The organism is Herpetosiphon giganteus (assembly GCF_016907925.1).
GTDB classification, from domain to species: Bacteria; Chloroflexota; Chloroflexia; order Chloroflexales; family Herpetosiphonaceae; genus Herpetosiphon; species Herpetosiphon giganteus.
Map to the genome: position 1 here is coordinate 25513 of NZ_JAFBCZ010000016.1, position 20492 is coordinate 46004.

General features: G+C 50.1%; 17 protein-coding genes. 8 read left to right on the top strand and 9 right to left on the bottom strand.

The window, feature by feature from the left end:
* Window positions 1-87 precede the first annotated feature (87 nt).
* Window positions 88-1656 carry a phytoene desaturase family protein gene (locus JOD20_RS15090; protein WP_204756061.1) on the top strand — a complete coding sequence of 523 codons (1569 nt, stop codon included), beginning with the start codon at window positions 88-90 and terminating at the stop codon, window positions 1654-1656.
* Here JOD20_RS15090 and JOD20_RS15095 read toward each other — a convergent pair.
* Window positions 1653-2369: a phosphatase PAP2 family protein gene (locus JOD20_RS15095; RefSeq protein ID WP_204756062.1), complete on the bottom strand. Its 717-nt coding sequence runs from the start codon at window positions 2367-2369 to the stop codon at window positions 1653-1655. The genes JOD20_RS15090 and JOD20_RS15095 overlap by 4 nt on opposite strands.
* Window positions 2370-2482: 113 nt before the next feature.
* Complete coding sequence (locus JOD20_RS15100) at window positions 2483-3094, bottom strand: hypothetical protein (RefSeq protein WP_204756063.1); 612 nt, start codon at window positions 3092-3094, stop codon at window positions 2483-2485.
* A gap of 195 nt (window positions 3095-3289) precedes the next feature.
* Between JOD20_RS15100 and JOD20_RS15105 the strand changes: the two genes are divergently transcribed.
* Window positions 3290-5596, top strand: coding sequence for a Kelch repeat-containing protein (locus tag JOD20_RS15105; protein ID WP_204756064.1), 2307 nt, complete (start codon window positions 3290-3292; stop codon window positions 5594-5596).
* Between the two features lie 143 nt (window positions 5597-5739).
* Here JOD20_RS15105 and JOD20_RS15110 read toward each other — a convergent pair whose 3' ends face one another.
* Together JOD20_RS15110 and JOD20_RS15115 are read right to left on the bottom strand one after the other, a co-directional pair.
* Window positions 5740-6543 carry an alpha/beta fold hydrolase gene (locus tag JOD20_RS15110; protein WP_204756065.1) on the bottom strand — a complete coding sequence of 268 codons (804 nt, stop codon included), beginning with the start codon at window positions 6541-6543 and terminating at the stop codon, window positions 5740-5742.
* Window positions 6536-7078 (bottom strand): PadR family transcriptional regulator, encoded by a 543-nt coding sequence (locus tag JOD20_RS15115; RefSeq protein ID WP_204756066.1) that lies wholly within the window; start codon window positions 7076-7078, stop codon window positions 6536-6538. Before JOD20_RS15115 ends, JOD20_RS15110 begins: the two co-directional genes overlap by 8 nt.
* Before the next feature lie 348 nt (window positions 7079-7426).
* Between JOD20_RS15115 and JOD20_RS15120 the strand changes: the two genes are divergently transcribed.
* Complete coding sequence (locus JOD20_RS15120) at window positions 7427-8545, top strand: trans-sulfuration enzyme family protein (protein WP_204756067.1); 1119 nt, start codon at window positions 7427-7429, stop codon at window positions 8543-8545.
* A 170-nt stretch (window positions 8546-8715) separates the two neighbouring features.
* On the opposite strand, the gene JOD20_RS15125 is transcribed toward JOD20_RS15120, so the two are convergent.
* A complete protein-coding gene (locus JOD20_RS15125; protein WP_204756068.1) occupies window positions 8716-11349 on the bottom strand; it encodes a M16 family metallopeptidase in 2634 nt (877 codons plus the stop codon).
* 251 nt (window positions 11350-11600) lie between these two features.
* Between JOD20_RS15125 and JOD20_RS15130 the strand changes: the two genes are divergently transcribed.
* Together JOD20_RS15130 and JOD20_RS15135 are read left to right on the top strand one after the other, a co-directional pair.
* Window positions 11601-12428, top strand: a complete 828-nt coding sequence (locus tag JOD20_RS15130) for an STAS domain-containing protein (RefSeq protein WP_204756069.1) — start codon at window positions 11601-11603, stop codon at window positions 12426-12428.
* 237 nt (window positions 12429-12665) lie between these two features.
* A complete protein-coding gene (locus JOD20_RS15135; protein WP_204756070.1) occupies window positions 12666-13841 on the top strand; it encodes a MalY/PatB family protein in 1176 nt (391 codons plus the stop codon).
* Between the two features lie 122 nt (window positions 13842-13963).
* On the opposite strand, the gene JOD20_RS15140 is transcribed toward JOD20_RS15135, so the two are convergent.
* The 3 genes from JOD20_RS15140 to JOD20_RS15150 form a co-directional block, all read right to left on the bottom strand.
* Complete coding sequence (locus JOD20_RS15140) at window positions 13964-14539, bottom strand: RICIN domain-containing protein (protein ID WP_204756071.1); 576 nt, start codon at window positions 14537-14539, stop codon at window positions 13964-13966.
* 255 nt (window positions 14540-14794) lie between these two features.
* Window positions 14795-15019 (bottom strand): response regulator transcription factor, encoded by a 225-nt coding sequence (locus JOD20_RS15145; RefSeq protein ID WP_204756072.1) that lies wholly within the window; start codon window positions 15017-15019, stop codon window positions 14795-14797.
* Between the two features lie 254 nt (window positions 15020-15273).
* Window positions 15274-15495 carry a helix-turn-helix domain-containing protein gene (locus JOD20_RS15150; RefSeq protein WP_204756073.1) on the bottom strand — a complete coding sequence of 74 codons (222 nt, stop codon included), beginning with the start codon at window positions 15493-15495 and terminating at the stop codon, window positions 15274-15276.
* Window positions 15496-15693: 198 nt separating this feature from the next.
* Here JOD20_RS15150 and JOD20_RS15155 point away from each other — a divergent pair, with 198 nt between their 5' ends.
* On the top strand, window positions 15694-16680 hold the full coding sequence (locus JOD20_RS15155; RefSeq protein ID WP_204756074.1) for a helix-turn-helix transcriptional regulator: 987 nt from the start codon (window positions 15694-15696) through the stop codon (window positions 16678-16680).
* A gap of 280 nt (window positions 16681-16960) precedes the next feature.
* Here JOD20_RS15155 and JOD20_RS15160 read toward each other — a convergent pair whose 3' ends face one another.
* A complete protein-coding gene (locus tag JOD20_RS15160; protein ID WP_204756075.1) occupies window positions 16961-17971 on the bottom strand; it encodes a GNAT family N-acetyltransferase in 1011 nt (336 codons plus the stop codon).
* A 209-nt stretch (window positions 17972-18180) separates the two neighbouring features.
* Between JOD20_RS15160 and JOD20_RS15165 the strand changes: the two genes are divergently transcribed.
* Entirely contained in the window at window positions 18181-19659 is a 1479-nt protein-coding gene (locus tag JOD20_RS15165) for a helix-turn-helix domain-containing protein (protein WP_204756076.1), read from the top strand.
* 176 nt (window positions 19660-19835) lie between these two features.
* Window positions 19836-20480 (top strand): TetR/AcrR family transcriptional regulator, encoded by a 645-nt coding sequence (locus JOD20_RS15170; protein ID WP_204756077.1) that lies wholly within the window; start codon window positions 19836-19838, stop codon window positions 20478-20480.
* The last annotated feature ends 12 nt before the right edge of the window (window positions 20481-20492 follow it).

Genomic DNA, 20492 nt, shown 5'->3' on the forward strand with positions numbered 1-20492 from the left:
GGGTTTTAATCAAAGATGACTTGAAATAGCTGTTTGAATAGCTAGCTAGCGCTACCTTTTGCTTTATCGGCGTGTGAAAGGAGTGTTATGGATAGCTACGATAGTGTGGTGATTGGCAGCGGACACAATGCCCTGATTACAGCAGCTTACTTGGCGCGGGCAGGCAAATCGGTGTTGGTGCTCGAAAACAACGATCGGATTGGCGGGCTGGTTCGGACGGAAGAATTAACCTTGCCTGGCTTCAAGCACGATGTCTATTCCTCGGCGCATCCACTTTTTACTACTAGCCAAGCCTATGCCGAGCTTGGCGCTGAGTTAACCGCCCGTGGTTTGCGCTACATCAACACCGATATTCCAACTGGCGTATCGTTTAGCGATGGCAGAACCGCGATTTTACCCCAAGCCTTCGAGGCTGTTTTGGCCGAGGCTGAGCGCTTAGCAGCGGGCGATGGCGCAATCTTTGGTCAAATGCTGGCTTCATTCAATCCCTATGTTGAGGATGTGTTTCGCTTGTTCGCGATGGATCTGCAATCGCCCGCAGCGCAAACGATTATTCAACGCTTGCTGCGTGGCGAAGCTGGTTATTCGCCATTTAGTAAGTTGCTGTTTGAAACGGCGCGCCATGTGGTCAGCCCATTTCAATCGCCAGTGATGCAGGCCATGCTTGCGCCATGGGTCATGCATCTTGGCCGTAATCCCGATGAAATTGGCAGTGGTTTATGGGTTTATCTGATTGTGTTGGCGACGATGGGCGCGGGCATGGCCACACCAGAAGGTGGCAGCGAGCAATTAGCCGTGGCGTTGGGCCGTTTAATTAGCGATCATGGCGGCGTGATTCGCACGCAAACCGCAGCCACGCGAATTGTGCTGGCTAATGGCAAGGCCAGCGAAGTGCATACCAATACTGGCGAGGCCTTCAAGGTGCGCGAGCATGTGATTGCGTCGGTCAATCCTGATCAGCTGTATTTGCGCTTGTTGGCCGACACGCCACAGCCAGATTATGTGCTCCAGCAAGCCAAAAACTATCGTTATGGGCGCGGTTGCGTGCAAATTCATTTGGCGCTCAGCGAGCCGCCGCGCTGGCCTGATCAACGCTTTAATCGGATTGGCCAGCCGCATTTAACCGATGGCTTGAATCAATGCACCTTGGCAGTTGCCCAAGCAATGGCGGGCTTGTTGCCGAGTAATCCGACGTTTACTGTTGATTGCCCAACCAACCTCGACCCAAGCCGTGCGCCAGCAGGCAAGGCGATTATGCGGGTGCAAGTGCTCGAAGTGCCGTGCCGCCCGCTTGGCGATGCTGCTGGCCAGATTGCGGTTGGCGATGGCACATGGACAGGCGATTTGACCAAGCGCTTTGTTGAACGGATTTTGGCAATCGTTGAACGCCATATTCCGAATATTCCATCAAGTGTTTTGGGCATAAACGTGATTACGCCAAGCAGTTTGGCCCAATTTAGCCCCAACCTTGGGCCTGGCGATCCCTATGGAGGTGCACACGATTTTGCGCAAAGCTATCTGTTGCGGCCAATGCCAGCCCAACCAAGCCACCAAACCTTGGTATCCAATATCTTTATGCTTGGGGCTGCAACCTGGCCGGGCCATGGAATTAACGGTGGGTCTGGCTATATTGTGGCCAAGCAGCTGTTAACTTAATTGGCTCGATGGCGCTGCCGTTGCCAACTAATGCCATGCCACAAGGTCCGCAAACACGCTAACCATGCGATCCCGCCAATCCAGCCAGCGCTAATATCGGTGGGATAATGCACGGCAAAAACGACCCGTGAAATGCCAATCAGCACGGCGATTGCTGCCAAGCCACTAATAAGGCCCAAGCGGCGTTGTTGGCGCTGGCCATAACTGAGGGCAATTGCCAAACTGCCGTACCATGCTGCCGCGGCCATGGCATGGCCACTGGGAAAGCTATAGGTGCTGATCTGGTAGGCTGGCTCGAAGATGCTGGGCCGTGGCCGCTCGAAGCCCTGTTTGAGCACCGTCATCCAAATTGCAGCCCCAAGCAGGGCTAAGACGATTAAGCTCAAGCGGCTGCGCCATGCTGTTGGCTTGCGCCGATACAGCCAATAACCAACGAGCAGGGTTTGGAAACTTAAGCCATAGAGCGTGCCAATCCATGTCGCCAAATAAAAAATTGGCGTGAGATAGGGCGCGTGGCTGCGCAACCAAAACCCACCAGCCAAGCCATTAAGATCAAATTGGTTAATGTCATTATTAATAAAGCCTGAAAGCCACCAAAAAATGGCAATCAAGCCAGCAGTGGCGGCGGTAGAAATCAAGATTGCGCGCAAACCGCCGATTGCAGTTTCGGAAACATCTGCTTGCCACGTGTCGTTGGTTGGTGATTGTTGCATCGAATCGAACTCCATTAAGCTAGCTGGTGGGCCTCTATAGCAGGCTTAAGGCCAACAAAAAACCACGGAGCCGAGGAATTGGCTCCGTGGTTGTTCAATACTGCCGAGTATGACTAGATCCGGCTGCGGCCCCAACCAAGGTAGAGACCTGCCCCGATTAGCACGATCGGCACCCATACCATACCAAGACTTAGGAAACCTGGCAAGGTGGTAATTGCGATAATCGTACCAACAACAAACAAAATCGAGGCCGGAATAAAGCCCCAAAAGCCATTGGTGCGAAATAGTGGCTTGCCAAGCAGGCCAATTGAGCCAAAGCCCAAGGCTAAGCCCCAAACAACCGACAAGCCATTGGTGAGGTTGGCAAAGGGAATCCCAACCGCAAGTCCAGTCAGAATTGCCGCAGGAATGAAAAGCCCAAATAGGCGTTTGGCAAAGGCAAAGAAGAAGAAACAACTGGCAATCGTAAATAAAATCATGGCTGGAATAAATGCGTCGGTATCGATCCCAAAATCAGCGCCGCCCATTAAACGAGCTAAAAACCATAAAACCCCAAACACAATCAAGCCAATTGCGGCAATCCCACGTGAATCGCGCTGCGCAGTCAGTTGATCTAGAAATTTGTTGCTTGGCGCTGGTTGATTGGTTTGATAGATCGGATATTGAGCTTGGGCAGCCTCGATTTGGCGTGCGCGTTCGGTATCATTATCGGTGTATGGTTGCATAACTTCCTCCTATGGTTTTGGCCTCGATTGGACGACAACACGTTCACAGTTGTTGCAGCACTGTGAATGAATATGAAATTGATTTGCTCTTTCAACTTGACGCTCTTTGTATAATAGCCTGCACCGGACGTTTTGGCTATATCCAGTTTGCTGATTAACTGCATTACGCTTAATTAGCGCTGCTTTAGGGATGTTATGCGCTTAAGCTTTGTTCGTTGGTTGCTGCTATTCAGCATGCTGGGTTTGTTTGGTCTTCGCTATTTAAAACCAATCCAAGCCCACATTGCTCCTCAGATTTCCCATTCTCGCGTTGCTGCCAACCCAAATATGTTTAATTGGGATACGTTTCAGCCGATTCCTTTAGCTCGTTTTGAGGCTGGCGGGGCAATTGTGGGCGATAGCTTGTATGTGATTGGCGGGTTTTATACCAACCAAGTGCAAGCCACTGATACCGTTTTTGCCTACAACATCACTACCAATCAATGGCGAATTTGTGCCAATATTCCTGAAGCGATCACCCATGCGCCTGTCGTTGCCGATGGGAATTTGATTTATGTGCTTGGTGGCTATATTGGCGATTCGCCAGGCGGCAGCACGCAGCATGTCTGGGTTTACAACACCATTACCAATGCGTGGAGCCGTGGCCCCGATTTGCCAGAAGATCGGGGCGCAGCTGGCGCAACCAAGTTGGGCCGCGAAATTCACTTTTTTGGTGGTGCGCATCGCCGCGATCGCCAGCTCGAAGAATGGGATAGCGACCAGCATTTTGTGCTTAATTTGGATAGCCAAGTTTGGCGCACAGCCGCACCCATGCCCAATGCCCGCAATCATCTTGGCGCGGCGACGCTGAACGGCTCTGTCTATGCGATTGGCGGTCAATATCTAGCCGCTGAATCGACCAGCAGCCAAGTCGAAGTTGATCGCTATGATCCCGTTAGCGATAGCTGGACGCGGGTGGCCGATTTGCCCAAAGGCCGTGGCCATATCACCTCGTCGGTGTTTGAAGTCGATGGCCGAATTATGGTCGTTGGTGGCTCGGTCAATGGTGGCGATTATGGCTTAGCTTCTGCCGATGTGATGCTCTATGATCCCAATGACAATGTATGGATGAAATTAACCTCGATTCCTGGGGTACGCAAAACTCCAGTTGGCGCAGCCTATGGCAATAAAATTTTGGTCACCACTGGCGGCTATGTGCCCAATCCAGAAATGTGGATTGGCCAGCTTGAAGATCATTGGGAATTGGCCCGAACTTTGCCAATCTCGCTCGGTGAGGCTTCTGGCGGGATTATCGGCAATAAAATGTATTTGGTTGGCGAGAGCAATGGCGCTACAGCGGCCTTCGATCTTGGGGCCAACTCGTGGAATGCTGGTTTGGCGCAACGCCCGTATAAAAGCCATAGCCACACGGCCCAAGTTTGGAATCAACGGCTCTATTTGTTTGGCGGCGCAGGCACAAGCGCTGGCAAAGTCCAAATCTATCAACCTTCGAGCAATACGTGGTCGCAAGGCGCGGTGATGCCATTTGCCACGCTGGCTGCTAGCTCTGCATTAATTGATGGCAAAATCTATGTTGCTGGCGGAATTGTCAGCGGCAATACCTCAAATTATCATGCGCTGTATGATCCAGTTGCCAATACGTGGGCTTCGTTGCCAACAATCCCCTTGGCGCGCAATGGCGCTGCTGGCGGCACTGATGGGCGCTATTTCTACTTGTTTGGCGGGCGAGCTAGCGGCCCAACTGGGGCGGCGAGCGCCGATGTGCAAATCTATGATCCGCTGACCCAAACATGGACGAGTAGCGTGAGCGACCAGACAATTCCACCTTTGCCGCAAGCGCGGGCTGATTTGGGCCAAGCTATTTGGCACAAAGGCGAATTTTATCTGCTGGGCGGGTCAGATCAAGCGAGTGTCAGCGATCGGGTTGATGTGTACAATCCTGTGACGAAGCGTTGGCGCAGCGTGGCTGCCATGCCCACGGCGCGTCAAGGGCATGCGCCAATGTTGGTTGGCGGGCGAATCTATGTGCCTGCTGGCGGAACCCAAGCCAGCAGCAGCCAATCGCGTATTTTTGAGGTTTATAATCCTGGAGCTGCTACCCAAGAGCCTGCAACCGCCACGCCAACCGCAATCCCAACCAATACGCCAATTAACACTGCGACGAATACACCAACCAATACGCCAACCAATACGCCAACTAACACTGCGACGAATACACCAACCAATACGCCAACCAATACGCCAACTAACACTGCGACGAATACACCAACCAAAACACCAACCAATACGCCAACTAACACTGCGACGAATACACCAACCAATACGCCAACGCCAACTGTGATACCAACACAAGTGCCAACTGCAACGTTTACCGAAATACCAACAATTACGCCAACTGAAGTGCCAACCGCAACGCCGAGCGAGTTGCCAACTGTAACGCTTATGCCGACCCAGCCAATCAACCACCGAATCCAGATCTATTTGCCGTGGGCAAGCAAATAGCTACATGCCCTCACCCCAACCCCTCTTCCACGGAGCGGGCGAGGGGCTTTTTATTGTGGTTCTTGTCACAATTCGTCGGTAAAAATGGGTGCTAGGGGTGAGGGCATGAAAACCACATTAGCCCAGTACAGGCTGTTACAAACTTACTGGGCTTGGTGCAGAAAATCGAGCACCAGTTGATTGAATAATTCTGGATTATCCATGTTGGCGCAATGGCCAGCATTTGGCAACAGATGTTGTGTAGCATGTTGCTGGCGTTGCTGCCATTCACGGCCTGCTTGCACAATAACCGATTGATCATGCTCGCCAACCAGAATTAATAATGGGTGATTTGGTGCTGTTTGATTTGGGTGCATCAGTTGATTCAATTTGCTCATTAATCGAAATGATGAGCGTGAAAAATGCTGCATGCGTTGGTAAAACAAGCCTTGACCTGCTGGATACAACACGCTGGTTTTGGCAACATAGCGCCGAAAACGCTCCATTGAGAACACCACCAAAAACATCCATTTCAGCATTTCTTTGCGTTGCGCCCGCATGATCGCTCGTTGATCGCCAAAAATGCTGTAGCCACCAACCACAATTAGGCTTTTGACCAGGCTTGGGTTGCGATAGCCAAATTCTTGCGCGACGAGTGAGCCAAGCGAAACTCCCAACACATGAGCTTGCATCTGGTTTTCTGCTTGCAAAATCGCTGCCAAATATTCGGGAGTGCGTTCGATGCCAATTATGCTTTGGTTTGGTTGCGAACGGCCATGGCCAGGCAGATCGATCAAGATAACATAATAATGTTTGGCAAACATTTCAATCTGCTGAACAAAACATTGATGATCGCCAAATGCTGGGTGAATTAACACCAAACTTGGGTTGCTGGGATTGCCCAGCGTATAGTAGTGCAAATCAAAATTGTGCAACGCCATTATTTTGGCGTTTAGTGCTTCACTCATGGCCAGTTTCCTCAAGTTTGGTTAATAATTGTTGATACCAGTTGATGCTGAAGTTGTAGTAGGCCACGCCATATTCCAAGGTAAGCCATTGAAAATCGGCGATCGCTTGTTGATGTTGGTCAACGGCGGTTTGTTCGCGCTCGCGCAGCAAACTATTGAGCTGGGCATGCACTATTTGCAAGCTTGTAAGATGTTCGCGCACCAGCCGAATGCGCTCGTTTGGCGTGAGAAAGCCCATAAAAAACAAGCGCGTTAAGGCTGGTTCTTTGACCTTCTCTTGGGGAATGGCACTTGCCAGCCATTGATCGAAGGCAATTTTTCCCACAGGTGTGAGGCTATAGATTTTTTTAAATCGACCAGCCTCAATCTGTTCCTCTACCGTAATTGCTTGCTTAGCGATCAGTTTTTCAAGTGCGCTGTTGATGCTGCCAAAACTGGCGCTATAAAACAGCGAGATCGTTTCTTCAAGAATTTTCTTGATTTCGTAGCTGCTGCGTGGCTTGAGCAGCAATAAGCCCAAAATTACATATTCCATAATATATCCTTCCGTGATATATCTAATAGTAATATGAATTTTATCCTTGTCAAATAAGCCAGATAGTTTATTCTGGCGCATTCGTTATGCCTGTAAAGCACGCAAAGTAAAATAAGGGGAATTGTAATAAGGAATAGATTCCACAGGATTAATATTTGGGGATGCAGGGGGATGAAAACCTCCGGCGGAGGGACGGAAGGGTGGTGAACCCAGATTGAAATTTAACATCATTAAGAACCCAATTGTTCTATGGAGAAGAAAGCTAGAATCAATTTGAAGCACCAACCCTAATTTGCTATGATCAACCATGAGCTTCGGAGCGAATTACTTGTTATTTGGGGGATTGATATGGCCCATTCATCAAACATCAAACCAGAATCGTGGCTCGTTTCAGCGGGGCGTGGTTCGCAGCCAGGCGATCCGCTGAATGTGCCGCTTATGCCAGCCTCAAACTTTCTTATCGGTAGTGGCCGTGAATACTCGCGCGATGATGGCACGCCAACGTGGGAAGCGCTTGAAGCGGTGGTTGGCGGCTTAGAAGGTGGTAAAGCACTGGCGTTTGCCTCAGGCATGGCGGCAATTGCGGCGGTATTTGATCAGCTGGCGGTTGGCGCGCTGGTGGTGCTGCCTGATGATTGCTATCAAGGCGTTGCTGGGTTGGCCATGGCTGGTGCTGAGCGTGGACGTTGGTCGTTGCAGCGTATTGCAGTTGATGATACTGCTGCTTGGGTTGCTGCGTGTGCTAAGGCCGATTTGGTTTGGCTCGAATCGCCATCAAACCCATTGCTGACGGTTGCTGATTTAGCGGTTATTTGTGCTGCGCCGCGCAAAGCAAGCGCGATTGTTGCGGTTGATAATACTTTTGCGACTCCGCTCAACCAGCAGCCGCTTGCTTTTGGTGCAACTGTGGCCTTGCAATCGGCAACCAAATTTATTGGTGGCCACTCAGATTTGTTGGCTGGTGTTGCGACGACCAACGATCTTGGCTTCTGGCATGCGCTTAAAAAATCGCGTGAACTAACCGGAGCAACGCCCGGCACGCTTGAGGCTTATCTCGCGGTGCGTGGCGCGCGGACTTTGGCGGTGCGGCTCCAGCGGGCGCAACAAAGTGCAATGCTACTAGCCGAGCGGCTTGAAGCCCATCCGCAGGTTATGCGTGTGCGCTATCCTGGTTTGGCCTCGCATCCAACCCATGTGACGGCGCAACGGGTGCTCAAAGGTTTTGGCACGATTATTTCGTTTGATCTTGTGGGCGGAGCTGAGGTTGCCGATGCAGTTTGCAAGCAAGTGCAATTAATCCACCATGCGACCAGCCTTGGGGCAGTTGAATCGACGATGGAACGGCGGGCGGCAATTCCTGGGCAGGAGCATCTGCCACCATCGTTATTGCGCCTGAGCGTTGGGATTGAGGATGTAGAAGATCTGTGGACTGATCTTGCAGCAGCGATCGAGGCTGCAACCAGCTAAATTTAATAGTGGGAATGAAGAGTTCCCTCACCCCCAACCCCTCTCCCGTGGCGCGGGAGAGGGGAGTTTAGTTCAGTGGTTGAAGCCTGATTTCTTGGTTTTCAATCGTGCTCCCCCTCGCCCGCATCTAGTGGGAGAGGGGGCTGGGGGGTGAGGGAACTTATCCCAATCTAGGCTGCTGGGCCAGCTACGCCAATCACATAGCGATCGGCGGAGAGCAAGCGTTTGGCAGCGGCGTGAATTTGCTCAAGCGTGACTGAGCCGATAATTTCGGGGTAGCGTTGAACATAATCCAGCCCCAGCTTGAAGCGCTCGATATTCAAGAGCATGTTGGCGATGCCACTATTAGCTTCAAGGCTAATGCCCAACATCCCCGTGAGATAGGCAACCGAATCGCTGCGTTCGAGTTCGCTAATGCCTTCGGCCAGCAAACGATCAACTTCTTCTTGAATGGCGTTGAGGGCGCGATCAACATTTTTGGCATTGATGCCTGCATAGACGACCCATGCGCCTGCCCCAACATCGGCATCGATGCGACTGGTGGCGTAATAAGCCAAGCCCTGTTTGTCGCGCACATTTTCACCCAAACGGCCCATCAAGCCTAGTTGGCCAAGCACCAAATTGGCCATCATAGCTGCATAAAAATCAGGGTCGGTGCGGGCTAAGCCTGGCACTGCCCAAACAAGGTCGGATTGGGTTTTGCCTTCGACCACAATTTCGCGACGTTGCACGCTTTGCGGTTGGGCAACTTCGGGCACGTTGGTGGCTGGCGGCTCGCCTTGGCCTTGCCAATCGCCAAACCAGCGCTCAACTTCGGCCAAAATCGCCGTTTCATCAATATCGCCAACAATTGCAATTGTGGTTGCAGCTGGGTGATAGCGTTTGGCAAAGGCTGCCAAATCGGCGGTCGTGATGGATGGCACGGTTTCGAGCGAGCCATTGGGCGACAAATAATACGGATGATCGCTGGGATACAGCTGCTCGCGGGCGGCTTTCGAGGCTTGCGAGCGTGTATCTTGCTCGCTTTGGCGCAGCATGGTTGTAAATTGGGTGCGCAAGCGTTCAATTTCGCGTTCGGGGAAGGTTGGGTTGCGCAGCACATCGGCCAATAATTCCAAAATTAATGGTGCATCGTCACTCAAGGCTTTGCCACCAAACGACGTGGTGTGGCGGCCTGCGCTGGCGGCAATCGAGCAGCCGCGATCTTCGGTGATATTTGTAATATCGTGGAAGCTGCGCGTGGTTGTGCCACGATTGAGTGCCGAGGCAGTGAACACGGCCACGCCATTTAATGCGGCTGGCTCGTGCACTTGACCAAGCGCAATTTCACCTTGAATGCTCACGGTTGGGCTGTTGGGATTGCGCTGCAATAACACAACAATTCCATTGCTCAGCACATGGCGGGTTGCTTGCGAGCCATTATTGGCTGCGGCAGTCGCTTCGGCTTCAGCGGCTTTGGCATTATAAAAGCTCAGCGCTGGGTGAAATGTGCGAGCGGTTGGGGTAATTTGGCCACCGCCGCTGCTATTGCTTGGAGTGAAAATCCCCACGTTGCGTTTTTGGGGCGCTAGATATTCTTGGGCAACGCGTTGCACATCGGCAGCAGTAACAGCAGCAATTTCATCCAACGAACTATCGGCGCGTTCGTAGCTATCGAGGGTTTGCCACATACCTAACATCATAGCTTGGTTGCTAATACGTTCGAGGCTATAGGCTTGTTGAGCGCGCACTTGACGCTGAATTTTGTGCAATTCTGCGTCGCTGATTGGCGTTTGTTGCAGCTTTTCAATTTCGCCGTAGAGCGCTTGCTCAACTTGCTCGACTGTGCGATCTGGGCGCACGGTTGCGCCAACTTCGAATAAAAATGGATCAAGCGTGGCCATAAACGACGAATAAGCTCCGGTTGCCAATTCGCCTTCGACCAAAGCCCGATACAAGCGGGCTGAACGATTGGTTTGCGCGCCGCCACCAGTGAACGACGGCGATTTGCCGCCAGTCAAGACTGCATCAAGCACGGTTAATGCTGCCCAATCGGGCGAGGTGGCTGGTGGCGCATGGAAAGCAACTTGAATCATCGAGTTGGGACCGGGCCGCGAAACATGGACGCGGCGTTCGCCTTGTTGCTCTGGCTCTTCGCCGCGCACTTCAGGCAATGGCAAGCCTTGAGGAATCGGGCCATACAATTCTTCGATTTGCTTCAGCACTTCGTCGGTTTTGAAATCGCCGACGACGACCAGCACCGCATTATTGGGCGCATAAAAGGTTTTGTAGTGGGTATATAAATCTTCGCGGGTCATGGCCCGCAGGTCGCTCTTCCAGCCGATTACGCCATTCCGATAGGGGTGAACTTTGAAGGCGGTGGAGCGTAATTCTTCATCAAGCCAAAAACTCGGGCTATTTTCGTTGCCCTCGCGTTCGGAGATAATTACCGTACGTTCGGAAGCGACCTCATCAGGATCAAACGATGAATTGACCATGCGATCAGCTTCGATTTGCAAGCCCAATTTCAAGCGATCGGCTGGCAATGTTTCATAATAGGCGGTGTAATCGATCCAAGTAAAGCCATTGAAGGTACCGCCATTGCGCGCAATCGTTGCATCGAAGGCACCTTTGGGCATTGAGGGCGTGCCTTTGAACAACATATGCTCGCACCAGTGCGAAATGCCCGAAATTCCCACCCGCTCGTTGCGCCCGCCAACTTTATACCAAATCCAGTTGGTGGCGATTGGCGCGGTATGTACTTCGCGGGTAATTACGGTCAAGCCATTGGGCAGCCGATGAACATTGGTTGCAAGTGTCATCATCTGTCTCCTGCAAAAGAAACCTGTGAGTATTATAGAACCGAAAAGCTGGCCGCGCTGCTTACAAGCTATTAACATTCGCGCCGCCAAAATCCCACTTAGAGGGGACAAAGTACGGGCGAATAAACAGGATTGCGAGGGCGATTATTCTAGGCTATGATGGATTTAGCCCTTATTGATCAACAAAATTATTCAGCGCCACGCTGATCACTGTCCCATGTGCGATCACTGGTGCGCCAGCAATGGAGCCTCCCATGCAAATCATCCTTGACCATGTTCAAGCGCACTTTGATCAGTATGTTAAAGCAGCGACTAACCGTGTGTTTAATGCCAAAATTAATCTCTATCGCAGTTTTAGCTATGAGCAACTAGAAACCTCAATTCGCTATGCTTATACTGCGTTCGTGACTGATCTGAACAATGGCACAGTCCAAGAAATGTCCAATTTTCTGCTGCGCATTGGGCCGCAACGCGCAGAACAAGGCGCATCGGTCGAAGATATTTTGTTTGGTATCAATATGGGCGTTGAGGTGATTAGTAACGATTTGCTTCAAACCTTTGAGTCGAATCCAAGCGCATTGTTGTGGTGGATGCAACGGATGCATGCGATTATTTATACTGGCGCAATGAAACTTTCCGATACGATTCTCAAGTTACGCGAACAGCATATTCGCGAGCAGGCCAGCCAAATTGCAGAAATCTCCACGCCGATTATTCCATTGTCTCAAGGCGTGTTGGTCGTGCCATTGATTGGTACGTTGGGCGAATACCGCGCCAGCCGCATTACCGAAGCGCTCTTAAATCGCATCAGTGAGGAGCAAGCCTCGACTGTCTTGATCGATGTAACGGGGGTTCCGGTGGTTGATACCCAAGTCGCTCACCATTTAATTCAATCGGCCCAAGCCGCCAAATTGGTGGGAGCCGAAGTGCTGTTGGTGGGCATTCGACCTGAGATGGCCCAAACGCTCGTGCAACTTGGGGTGAATTTGCAGGGTGTGCGCACCCAAGGCACGTTGCAAGCGGGTGTTGAATATGCCTTTGAGCGCCAGAAACAGCAAGCAGCCAAAGCCTATCGCCGCTAAATAGGTGTTCCCTCACCTCCAACCCCTCTCCCACAGCGCGGGCGAGGGGCTTTTTTGGTTGAGTTGTTCATGCTCATTGACGAGTAAAAATTGAGGAGTGCTGGCAATCAACTATTCGAAATCGGCTGCAAATTGGTAGTACAATTACTGCCAACAGAACCGTTGGGCGGCTCAGCGCCGAGTTGTTTGATGGTTCTGGTGCTGAAGAAGCTTGTTTGTGGCCGTGAGGAAGCATGCATGATTGCTGCGGATTTTTTTGATCAGGTGATTGATCGAGTTAACACCAATTCGGTAAAGTGGGATATGCGCGAGCAATACCTTGGCGGCGCTGATGTGTTGCCATTGTGGGTTGCTGATATGGATTTTCGCTCGCCGCCAGCGGTTACAGCGGCCTTGATCGAGCGTGCTCAACATCCAATTTATGGCTATGCTGCGCGTCCTGAGCGCATGTTCAAGGCAATTCAACATTGGAATCAGACCCGCCATCACTGGGAAATTCCGCAAGAACAGTTGGTGATTAATCCTGGGGTTGTGTTTGCGCTGAACGTGGCAGTGCGCGCTTTTACTCAAGCAGGCGATGGAATTGTGGTGCAGCCGCCAGTGTATGCCCCGTTTTATGGCGCGATTACTGATAATGGCCGAACGATTATCGAAAATCGGCTGCTTGAAGTCGATGGTCGCTACCAAATTGATTTTGCTGATCTTGATGCCAAATTAGCCCAAGCCAAAATGTTGGTTTTGTGCAGCCCGCATAATCCGGTTGGGCGGGTTTGGAACGCAGATGAGCTGAATCGAATTGCTGATTTATGTTTGCAGCATAACGTCATAATCGTGAGCGACGAAATTCACTGCGACCTAACGTTATTTGCCGAATTTACCCCGCTTGGCCGTTTGCGCCCCGATTTGGCCGACTTGCTGATTACCTTGGCCGCACCGAGCAAAACCTTCAACTTGCCCGGCTTGACAACCTCGTATGGCGTGATTGCCAATGAAGAAAAGCGTAAGCTCTATGAGGAAGAAAAAGGTCGTAGCGGCTATCACGTTGGCACCGTCTTTGGCGATATTGGCCTGACCGTAGCCTATGAAGCTGGTGCTGAATGGCTCGATGCATTGCGTGAATATCTACGCGAAAACTATCGTCTGATTGAACAAACTTTTGCTGAGCATCCGCAGGTTCGGTTAACTCCGCTCGAAGGCACCTACTTGGCATGGCTCGATTTTCGGGCAACTGGCTGGAGCGAAGACGAACTAACTGAGCGTTTTCGGACGCAGGCCAAGGTTGGGCCAGAAAAAGGTGGCTTGTATGGCGAGGCTGGCTTGGGCTTCTGGCGTGTCAATTTTGCCACGCCGCGCTCGGTGCTAGCTGAAGGCTTGCGACGCATGCAATTGGCCTTGGAAGAACAGAGAGCATAGAACATAGAACATAAGGCACTTGGCTGTTGGCTATAGGCTATGACCGAGCACGCGCATAAAAAACAGCACGCGATTTGAGCGATCGCGTGCTGTTTTTTTGCAATTAAACGATTGCTTACGATTTAGGAATATTGCCAAAGTAAGGTTTGTCTATTTTGCCAATTATCGCACGATACTTGCAGAATACGAATTGCATCAGCGCTTGAACCTTGGGATGGTTGCAAACATAAATTACTTTTAACCGATACGATAGCATATCCATAGTCGGTATATTTACGAATCCAGCGCTGATTATTTCCGCTATGACAATTCCATTGGACTACCCGAGTGCCTGGCAGATCTAAATCTTTATATACATCGAAGCATTTGCCAATTTCGCCGCCATAGGTTTTGATTCGGTAAGTTGGATATTCTATCTCCGTTTCAATATCTTTGTGCACACCGCCATCAGCCTCAAAATAAAATTGTTCGTTAGTATCGCTGTTACATGGCCATTGAATAATATCAGCACCATCATTCTGTGAACCACCATAAACATTCATGCATTTGCCCGTACCATTATTGCTAATTCGCGAAATGAAGGCTTCGTTGGGTGCAGTTTTGTCGTTTGATTGCGCGTGACTTGTTGCATTATTAATATGATTAAACACCGTGAGCAACATTGCGAGCAATAACCATCCATACATCCGCTTGTGCATAATACGACTCCAAATCTAAAGTGCTTAATCTCGTGCTTTATAGTTTGCGATTAATCAGTGGATAGGTATCGATTGATGGATGCTGAGTGGTATGTTCTGCGAGGATTGCTAATCGATGCTATGTATCAATCGAAGTCCTTAGCTTTTGCTACATATCTATTCTCCTTTTACAAAATTTAAACATTTGGCTTGAGCAGAGTATAGCGATCGCGGTATAATTGCGCTGCTAGGATCTCCTAGCGATTTGCAGTTATGTTAGGCATCCCTAGCATGTTGCGTGGGTTCAAGCGCGAGATAGGCTAGGGTGGCGCTGACGCGATTATCGACGTTGAGTTTCGTGTAGATGCGGTGGAGGCTGGTTTCAATTGTGCCTTCGGTGGTGTGGAGTTGGTGGGCGATTGCTTTGTTGGTTTTGCCTTGAATCAGAATTTGCATAATCCGCTGTTCGTTAGCCGTAAGTTGAACTGCTTGCTTGCTCATGGATGCTCCTTTGGCGTAATAATGCCTAACTCAAGCTTGAATTGATGATCGTGGATGCCAAGGGTTTAGCTGGCTATAAACCGCCTGCCAGCCACGATCAATTGTTTACCTAATCCAGCTGGATAGTTTGAGCCTATTGCAAGCGGCAAAAACGAATCAGGAAATGGTTGCAAGCATTGCTCTGTGGGTGTGAAGTATTGGATTATGGGATAGCACGATAATACTCAATCGCCTAGGAAAACACATCGCTAAATTTAGCGATTTTTGCCCTGCGCCGCTGGTTTGAGCGCTTGCTGATTGCGGGCGGCATAAACTGCTTGTTGGCGCGATTTGACCCCAAGTTTGCTCGCGCTATTGCGCAGATGGCTGCGCACAGTCCAAATCGAAATATCCAAACGCTGGGCAATTTCTGCATCACTACAGCCTTGATCAACCAATTCCAACACATCACATTCACGCGTACTAAGGCTATTCATACGGCACAGGCTCCTTGATTCAATTAAGCATGAATTCGCGATTCACGTTGCTTGCTCTGAATTTCGTATGCTGCGCAGCACAAGAACTTGATGCAGCTACTTTACCAAGGCGTTGCAGCTTGCAGTTATGTTTTTTTAGCACTCACGAATCAATTGCCTGCTTGAACAGCCAATCGTGTGGATTTTTCAGGGGGAATAATGGATTATCGCTATCAAGCCTATACCTTTGCCGAATTGTTACGAATCTTTTTCGAACGCAGCCGTAGCGAGATAATCAATCAAAATAGTCTTGCCCAAACAGTAGGTGTGTCGGTGCCTACCCTGAGTAATTGGTTCACCGGCAAACATACGCCACGCTTCAAAGATCAGGTTTTGCGCTTAGCCACAGCCTTGGGCTTGACTGCGTTAGAGGCCGATTTGCTGCTATGTTCGGTCAAAGAAGCATGGAATACTTATGGCACGCAGCATGATGTTTTGCAGAAATATGCGATTGTGCGCTATCGTGAGGAGTTGGTTTCGCGGGTTGATGCAGTTGCTGATCTGGATGTTTCGCTGGCAACGGTGCAATCAACATGGCAGCTTATCATCCACGATTCGTTTGTTTCAAATAGCCAACATTGGGGCTTAGGCTATAAAGATGATGGGGTTTGCCGCGTTGAGCGAACGATGATCAATGGTAATTATCAACTAACATTACATAATCGTTTTCATAATGATGTTTTTATTGGCGGCGATTCCCACTGTTTTGCGCCGCCGAGCTATTACCTAAGCGTCTATGCCCAACGCGTCGCGGGCGGCAGCGAAAATGATGGGTTTGCGCTTATTTTTGAAGAAATCAGCGATGCCAGCCATGCAATTTTTCGCATTCGCGACCAACTCCAAATTGCGTCGGTAATCAGCACTCGCAACGGCGGCGATTATTTTCAGATTCACCTTGATCGTACCAATGCTCCAATGATCCGCCCAGCTGCGTTTAATCAATTGGGCCTATTGGTTATTGGGCAGAAACATCATTTTTTTATCAATAATGTTTGGGTTGGCTCGGCAGAAATTGAGCGCTTGCCGCAGGCGCGGCTTGATCTGGGGATTATTAGCCAATCGCCAACCCCAGTTATTTGCCGTTTCCAAGATTTTCGGCTTTACACGCCGCCAAATAGTTTTGCTGCCAATGAACATTCCGATTAAGCACTAACGAATGCGGCTTTAAATTATGCCAACAAGCTGTTCATCCAGATCAAGTTAATCGCACCAAACGCTAATATGTGTACTGATATATGACTTGATCCCCCCTCGCCCACGAAAACGCGGGTGAGGGGGAGCACCCATGTTCACCACGCTGTGCGGCAGACCCACAGGATTAAAGCCCCTCGCCCGCTACGTGGGAGAGGGGTTGGGGTGAGGGGATCAAGCCGTGGTTAACCTCATGAACTATTACAGCTATGCTCTATGTTCTTTGTTCTTTATGCTATGCCAACGGTTTGCGATGGGTGCTTGAACTATATTCAACCTCGAAGCCACATTGTTGATAGACCCTTAATGCACCGGTTGGGTTTTCGCTATCCACCCCTAAGGCTGCCTCGGTCATGCCCAGCTCGCGAAACATCGTAAGGCTGCGGTTAATCAAGGCTGAGGCTACGCCTTGTTTGCGCCATGGTCGGCGCACACTGATGCCTTCGGTATAGCCACGCTTGAGGTTGTACTCGCTATTTTCGTTCTGATCAAGATAGTTGAGCACCATTCCCACCACTTCATCACCCTGCCATGCCACTTGCCAAAGCTCGGGCTGGAAGAATGGCGATTGAACCCAGCGCTGAAAATCGGCTTCGGTTGGCTCGGAATAGCCCCAATGGTCGCGGAAAGCTTCGGCATCGGCTGCCCAAATTTGGCGATAAACTTCGGGTGGGCTTGGGCGGGTTTCGATGCCTGCGGGTAGCTCTTGGCTGCCAATCGGCTGGCTCAAATCGCGTTTCATGCTGAAACCACGCCGTGCCACCGCATAGCCAAATTCTTGATAAAGCTTGGCACTATAGGGGTTACGATCAAAGCCATATGTTTGGAAGAAGGGTGTGTTGCTGGTGGGGTTCTCGACATGAATTTCACGTAGCCGTTGTTCTTGATAGGCCAGAATTGCATGGCCAATCCCGCGATTGAGCCATTCTGGTCGAATATGAGCGATTGCGCGTAAAATTCGGTTGCCCGCAGTTTCATCGTACCAACGACTAAATGCATAGCCAATTGGTTGATGATCAACTTCGATAATCACCAGATCTTTATGCAGATCAGTATTTGGGGTGTTGCGATATTGGCGTTGAATATCCTCAGTCGTTGTAATATTGCGTTCGGCCAAGGCTTTTGAGGCGGCGGTAAAAATCTCAGCCATCGCGGCAAAGTCTGTATCATCGCGAAAGAAACGCACCTGCAAGCCGTCAATCTGCGGTAGGTTGGCAAGGTGAATTGATTGCTGTTGCTCTGTCATAAAATTTTGGATGCTCCTGCTTGGTTGGTTTGATTGGTTGCTACGCTCAAGTATCGTTTGCTGGCCGCGCTTTGCCATCAGCCTTAGGCCGATTAAATATCTCCGCCTTGCGACTGAGCATAATCAAGCTGGTCGATTCTGATGGTATAGTTAAGCGAGAGTGTTTGCCTCACGCTATGTTCAGAGACTTTGCAGCATGAAGGAATCGAATGAGTACTGATGTTATTAATTTAATTTTTGGCATGAAACTGCGTCAAGCCCGCCTCGAAGCCAATTTAAGTCTGACCGAATTTGCTGCACGAGCCGAGTTATCGCCATCGTATGTGACTGAGATGGAGAAGGGACGCAAATATCCCAAGCCCGATAAAATTGTTAAAATGGCCCATGTGCTGGGCAAAGCCTACGATGAATTGGTCTCGATTAAGCTGAATCCTGCTTTGGCTTACCTCGAAAATATGCTTTCATCGCCGTTGTTGCGCCATTTTCCCTTCGAGGAATTTGAGCTTGATCCCAATGAGTTGGTTGGCTTATTTACCAAAGCTCCCGATAAAGCGAGCGCCTTGTTGCACGCCATTTGGGAGATTGCGCGCCAATACGATATGAAGGATGAGCATTTCTTTCGGGCAGCGCTGCGTTCGTATCAAGAAATTCACGAAAATTATTTTCCCGAAATCGAAGAAGAGGCTGAAGCCTTTGCTGCCAAATATCACCTTAATTTGTTTCCGGTGGGCATCGAGCAGCTTAAGCAGATTTTGCAGCAACAATTTGGCTATCGGGTTGATGAAACCACCTTGGCTGATCACGAGCTACTTTCGCATTATCGCGCTGTTTATATCGACACACCGCGCAAAACCTTGCTGATCAACCCAAATTTATATGAGTTACAGCGCAAATTTATTTTGGCGCGCGAGCTTGGCTATGCCGCCTTGGGACTGAACGAGCGCTCAGTCACCTCAACGCCCGATCAAGTGTTGTCGTTTCGCCAAGTTTCGAATGATTTTAAAGCCTCATATTTTGGCGGAGCTTTATTAATGCCCCGCCAGCCGATGATTGCCGATATTTCGACCTTGTTCAATCAAACCAGCTGGAGTGCCGAGCCGCTGCTGGCGATGCTCAATCACTATGATGTAACGCCCGAAATGTTGCTCTATCGGTTTAGCGAGGTGATTCCAGCGGCCTTTGGCATTTCGCTGCACTTTTTGCGCTTTCACAATGTCGATGGTTCGTACAAACTGATCAAACGGATCAATATGAATCGCTTGTTGCTGCCAAGTGGAATCGGTTTACATGAACACTATTGTCGGCGTTGGTTGGCCTCGCGCCTGCTGATCAACTTATCTGAGCAAACGGGACCACAGCAGCAGCCGTTGGTCGATGTGCAAATTTCGCAATTTTTAGAAAGCCAAGATCGCTTCTTGGATATTGGGTTTGCTCGACCCTTGGTGCTTACACCAACCGTCGGCAGCAGCGTGGTGGTTGGTTTTCGCTTCACGCCTGAGTTATCGAAGGTGATTAAGTTTGTTGATGATCCGGCGATTCATCGCACGGTGATTCATGAAACCTGCCAGCGCTGCCCAATTGACGATTGTGCGGTGCGGAAATCGGTTCCAACCGTGCTGTGGGGCGAGCAACTGCGCGACCGCCGTAATGCCGCGATTGCCGAGATTCGGCGTACCTTATTGCCATAATGTTGTTAATCCTCAAGCAATCAGCAACAGCGCCAGCCTTTGGCGCTGTTATTATTTAACCCCAAGTCCTAGGACTTATGACCGAATTGACATCGAATAGTGTTAGAGTTATTATTTGACTTGTCAGTCATATTTTATTTGATGGTCAAATAATGGCTGAGCGTAAGGAACTGAGCATGCCAAGCCCTGAGAAACCGACCAAGCCTGCCGTGTCGTTGAAAGAGCGCCAACGCGAAGAACGGGCGCGCCTGATTTTAGAGGCCGCCCAAACGATTTTGTTGGAGCGTGGCTATCACGAAACCTCGATTGACGACATTGCGGGCCAAGTTGGGATTGCCAAAGGCACGGTCTATTTACACTTTCCCAGCAAAGAAGATTTGATGATTGCCTTGGTGGAAGGGCAATTACAAAACTTTGTGCAGGTGATCGAAGAAGTGGCGGCGAGCACCAGCAGCGCTCGCGAACGCTTGGAAGCGATTTTGCGTCGCACTTACGATCCAAGCGAAGCGCGGCGCATGCAGATTTTTCTCGAAGTGTTTGGTAGTGCCGATATGCGTTCGCGCTTTGCTGAAAAACACGAACGAACCCAGCCAATCATTGATCATGCACGCAATTTGCTACGGGCAATTATCGAGCAGGGCAAAGCTCAGGGGGAATTTGATCAGCACATTTCAACCAAAGTGATGATTGTGATGTATCTCAATTTGCTTTCACCTCGCAACTATCATCATCTGACAACTGATCAAACAGTGGCGTTTGAAGAGTTGCTGCCTCAAATAATCCAAATTTTCTTCCATGGGATTTCACGGAAGCAAGCTTAAGAAAGGCGCGGA

What these genes read in the sequence shown, in the direction of transcription:
- JOD20_RS15110 (WP_204756065.1), bottom strand. Translation starts at nt 6,543, where the DNA reads ATGAGTGAAGCACTAAACGCCAAAATAATGGCGTTGCACAATTTTGAT.
- JOD20_RS15170 (WP_204756077.1), top strand. Translation starts at nt 19,836, where the DNA reads ATGCCAAGCCCTGAGAAACCGACCAAGCCTGCCGTGTCGTTGAAAGAG.
- JOD20_RS15145 (WP_204756072.1), bottom strand. Translation starts at nt 15,019, where the DNA reads ATGAGCAAGCAAGCAGTTCAACTTACGGCTAACGAACAGCGGATTATG.
- JOD20_RS15155 (WP_204756074.1), top strand. Translation starts at nt 15,694, where the DNA reads ATGGATTATCGCTATCAAGCCTATACCTTTGCCGAATTGTTACGAATC.
- JOD20_RS15120 (WP_204756067.1), top strand. Translation starts at nt 7,427, where the DNA reads ATGGCCCATTCATCAAACATCAAACCAGAATCGTGGCTCGTTTCAGCG.
- JOD20_RS15165 (WP_204756076.1), top strand. Translation starts at nt 18,181, where the DNA reads ATGAGTACTGATGTTATTAATTTAATTTTTGGCATGAAACTGCGTCAA.
- JOD20_RS15135 (WP_204756070.1), top strand. Translation starts at nt 12,666, where the DNA reads ATGATTGCTGCGGATTTTTTTGATCAGGTGATTGATCGAGTTAACACC.
- JOD20_RS15095 (WP_204756062.1), bottom strand. Translation starts at nt 2,369, where the DNA reads ATGCAACAATCACCAACCAACGACACGTGGCAAGCAGATGTTTCCGAA.
- JOD20_RS15115 (WP_204756066.1), bottom strand. Translation starts at nt 7,078, where the DNA reads ATGGAATATGTAATTTTGGGCTTATTGCTGCTCAAGCCACGCAGCAGC.
- JOD20_RS15105 (WP_204756064.1), top strand. Translation starts at nt 3,290, where the DNA reads ATGCGCTTAAGCTTTGTTCGTTGGTTGCTGCTATTCAGCATGCTGGGT.
- JOD20_RS15140 (WP_204756071.1), bottom strand. Translation starts at nt 14,539, where the DNA reads ATGCACAAGCGGATGTATGGATGGTTATTGCTCGCAATGTTGCTCACG.
- JOD20_RS15130 (WP_204756069.1), top strand. Translation starts at nt 11,601, where the DNA reads ATGCAAATCATCCTTGACCATGTTCAAGCGCACTTTGATCAGTATGTT.
- JOD20_RS15125 (WP_204756068.1), bottom strand. Translation starts at nt 11,349, where the DNA reads ATGATGACACTTGCAACCAATGTTCATCGGCTGCCCAATGGCTTGACC.
- JOD20_RS15160 (WP_204756075.1), bottom strand. Translation starts at nt 17,971, where the DNA reads ATGACAGAGCAACAGCAATCAATTCACCTTGCCAACCTACCGCAGATT.
- JOD20_RS15100 (WP_204756063.1), bottom strand. Translation starts at nt 3,094, where the DNA reads ATGCAACCATACACCGATAATGATACCGAACGCGCACGCCAAATCGAG.
- JOD20_RS15090 (WP_204756061.1), top strand. Translation starts at nt 88, where the DNA reads ATGGATAGCTACGATAGTGTGGTGATTGGCAGCGGACACAATGCCCTG.
- JOD20_RS15150 (WP_204756073.1), bottom strand. Translation starts at nt 15,495, where the DNA reads ATGAATAGCCTTAGTACGCGTGAATGTGATGTGTTGGAATTGGTTGAT.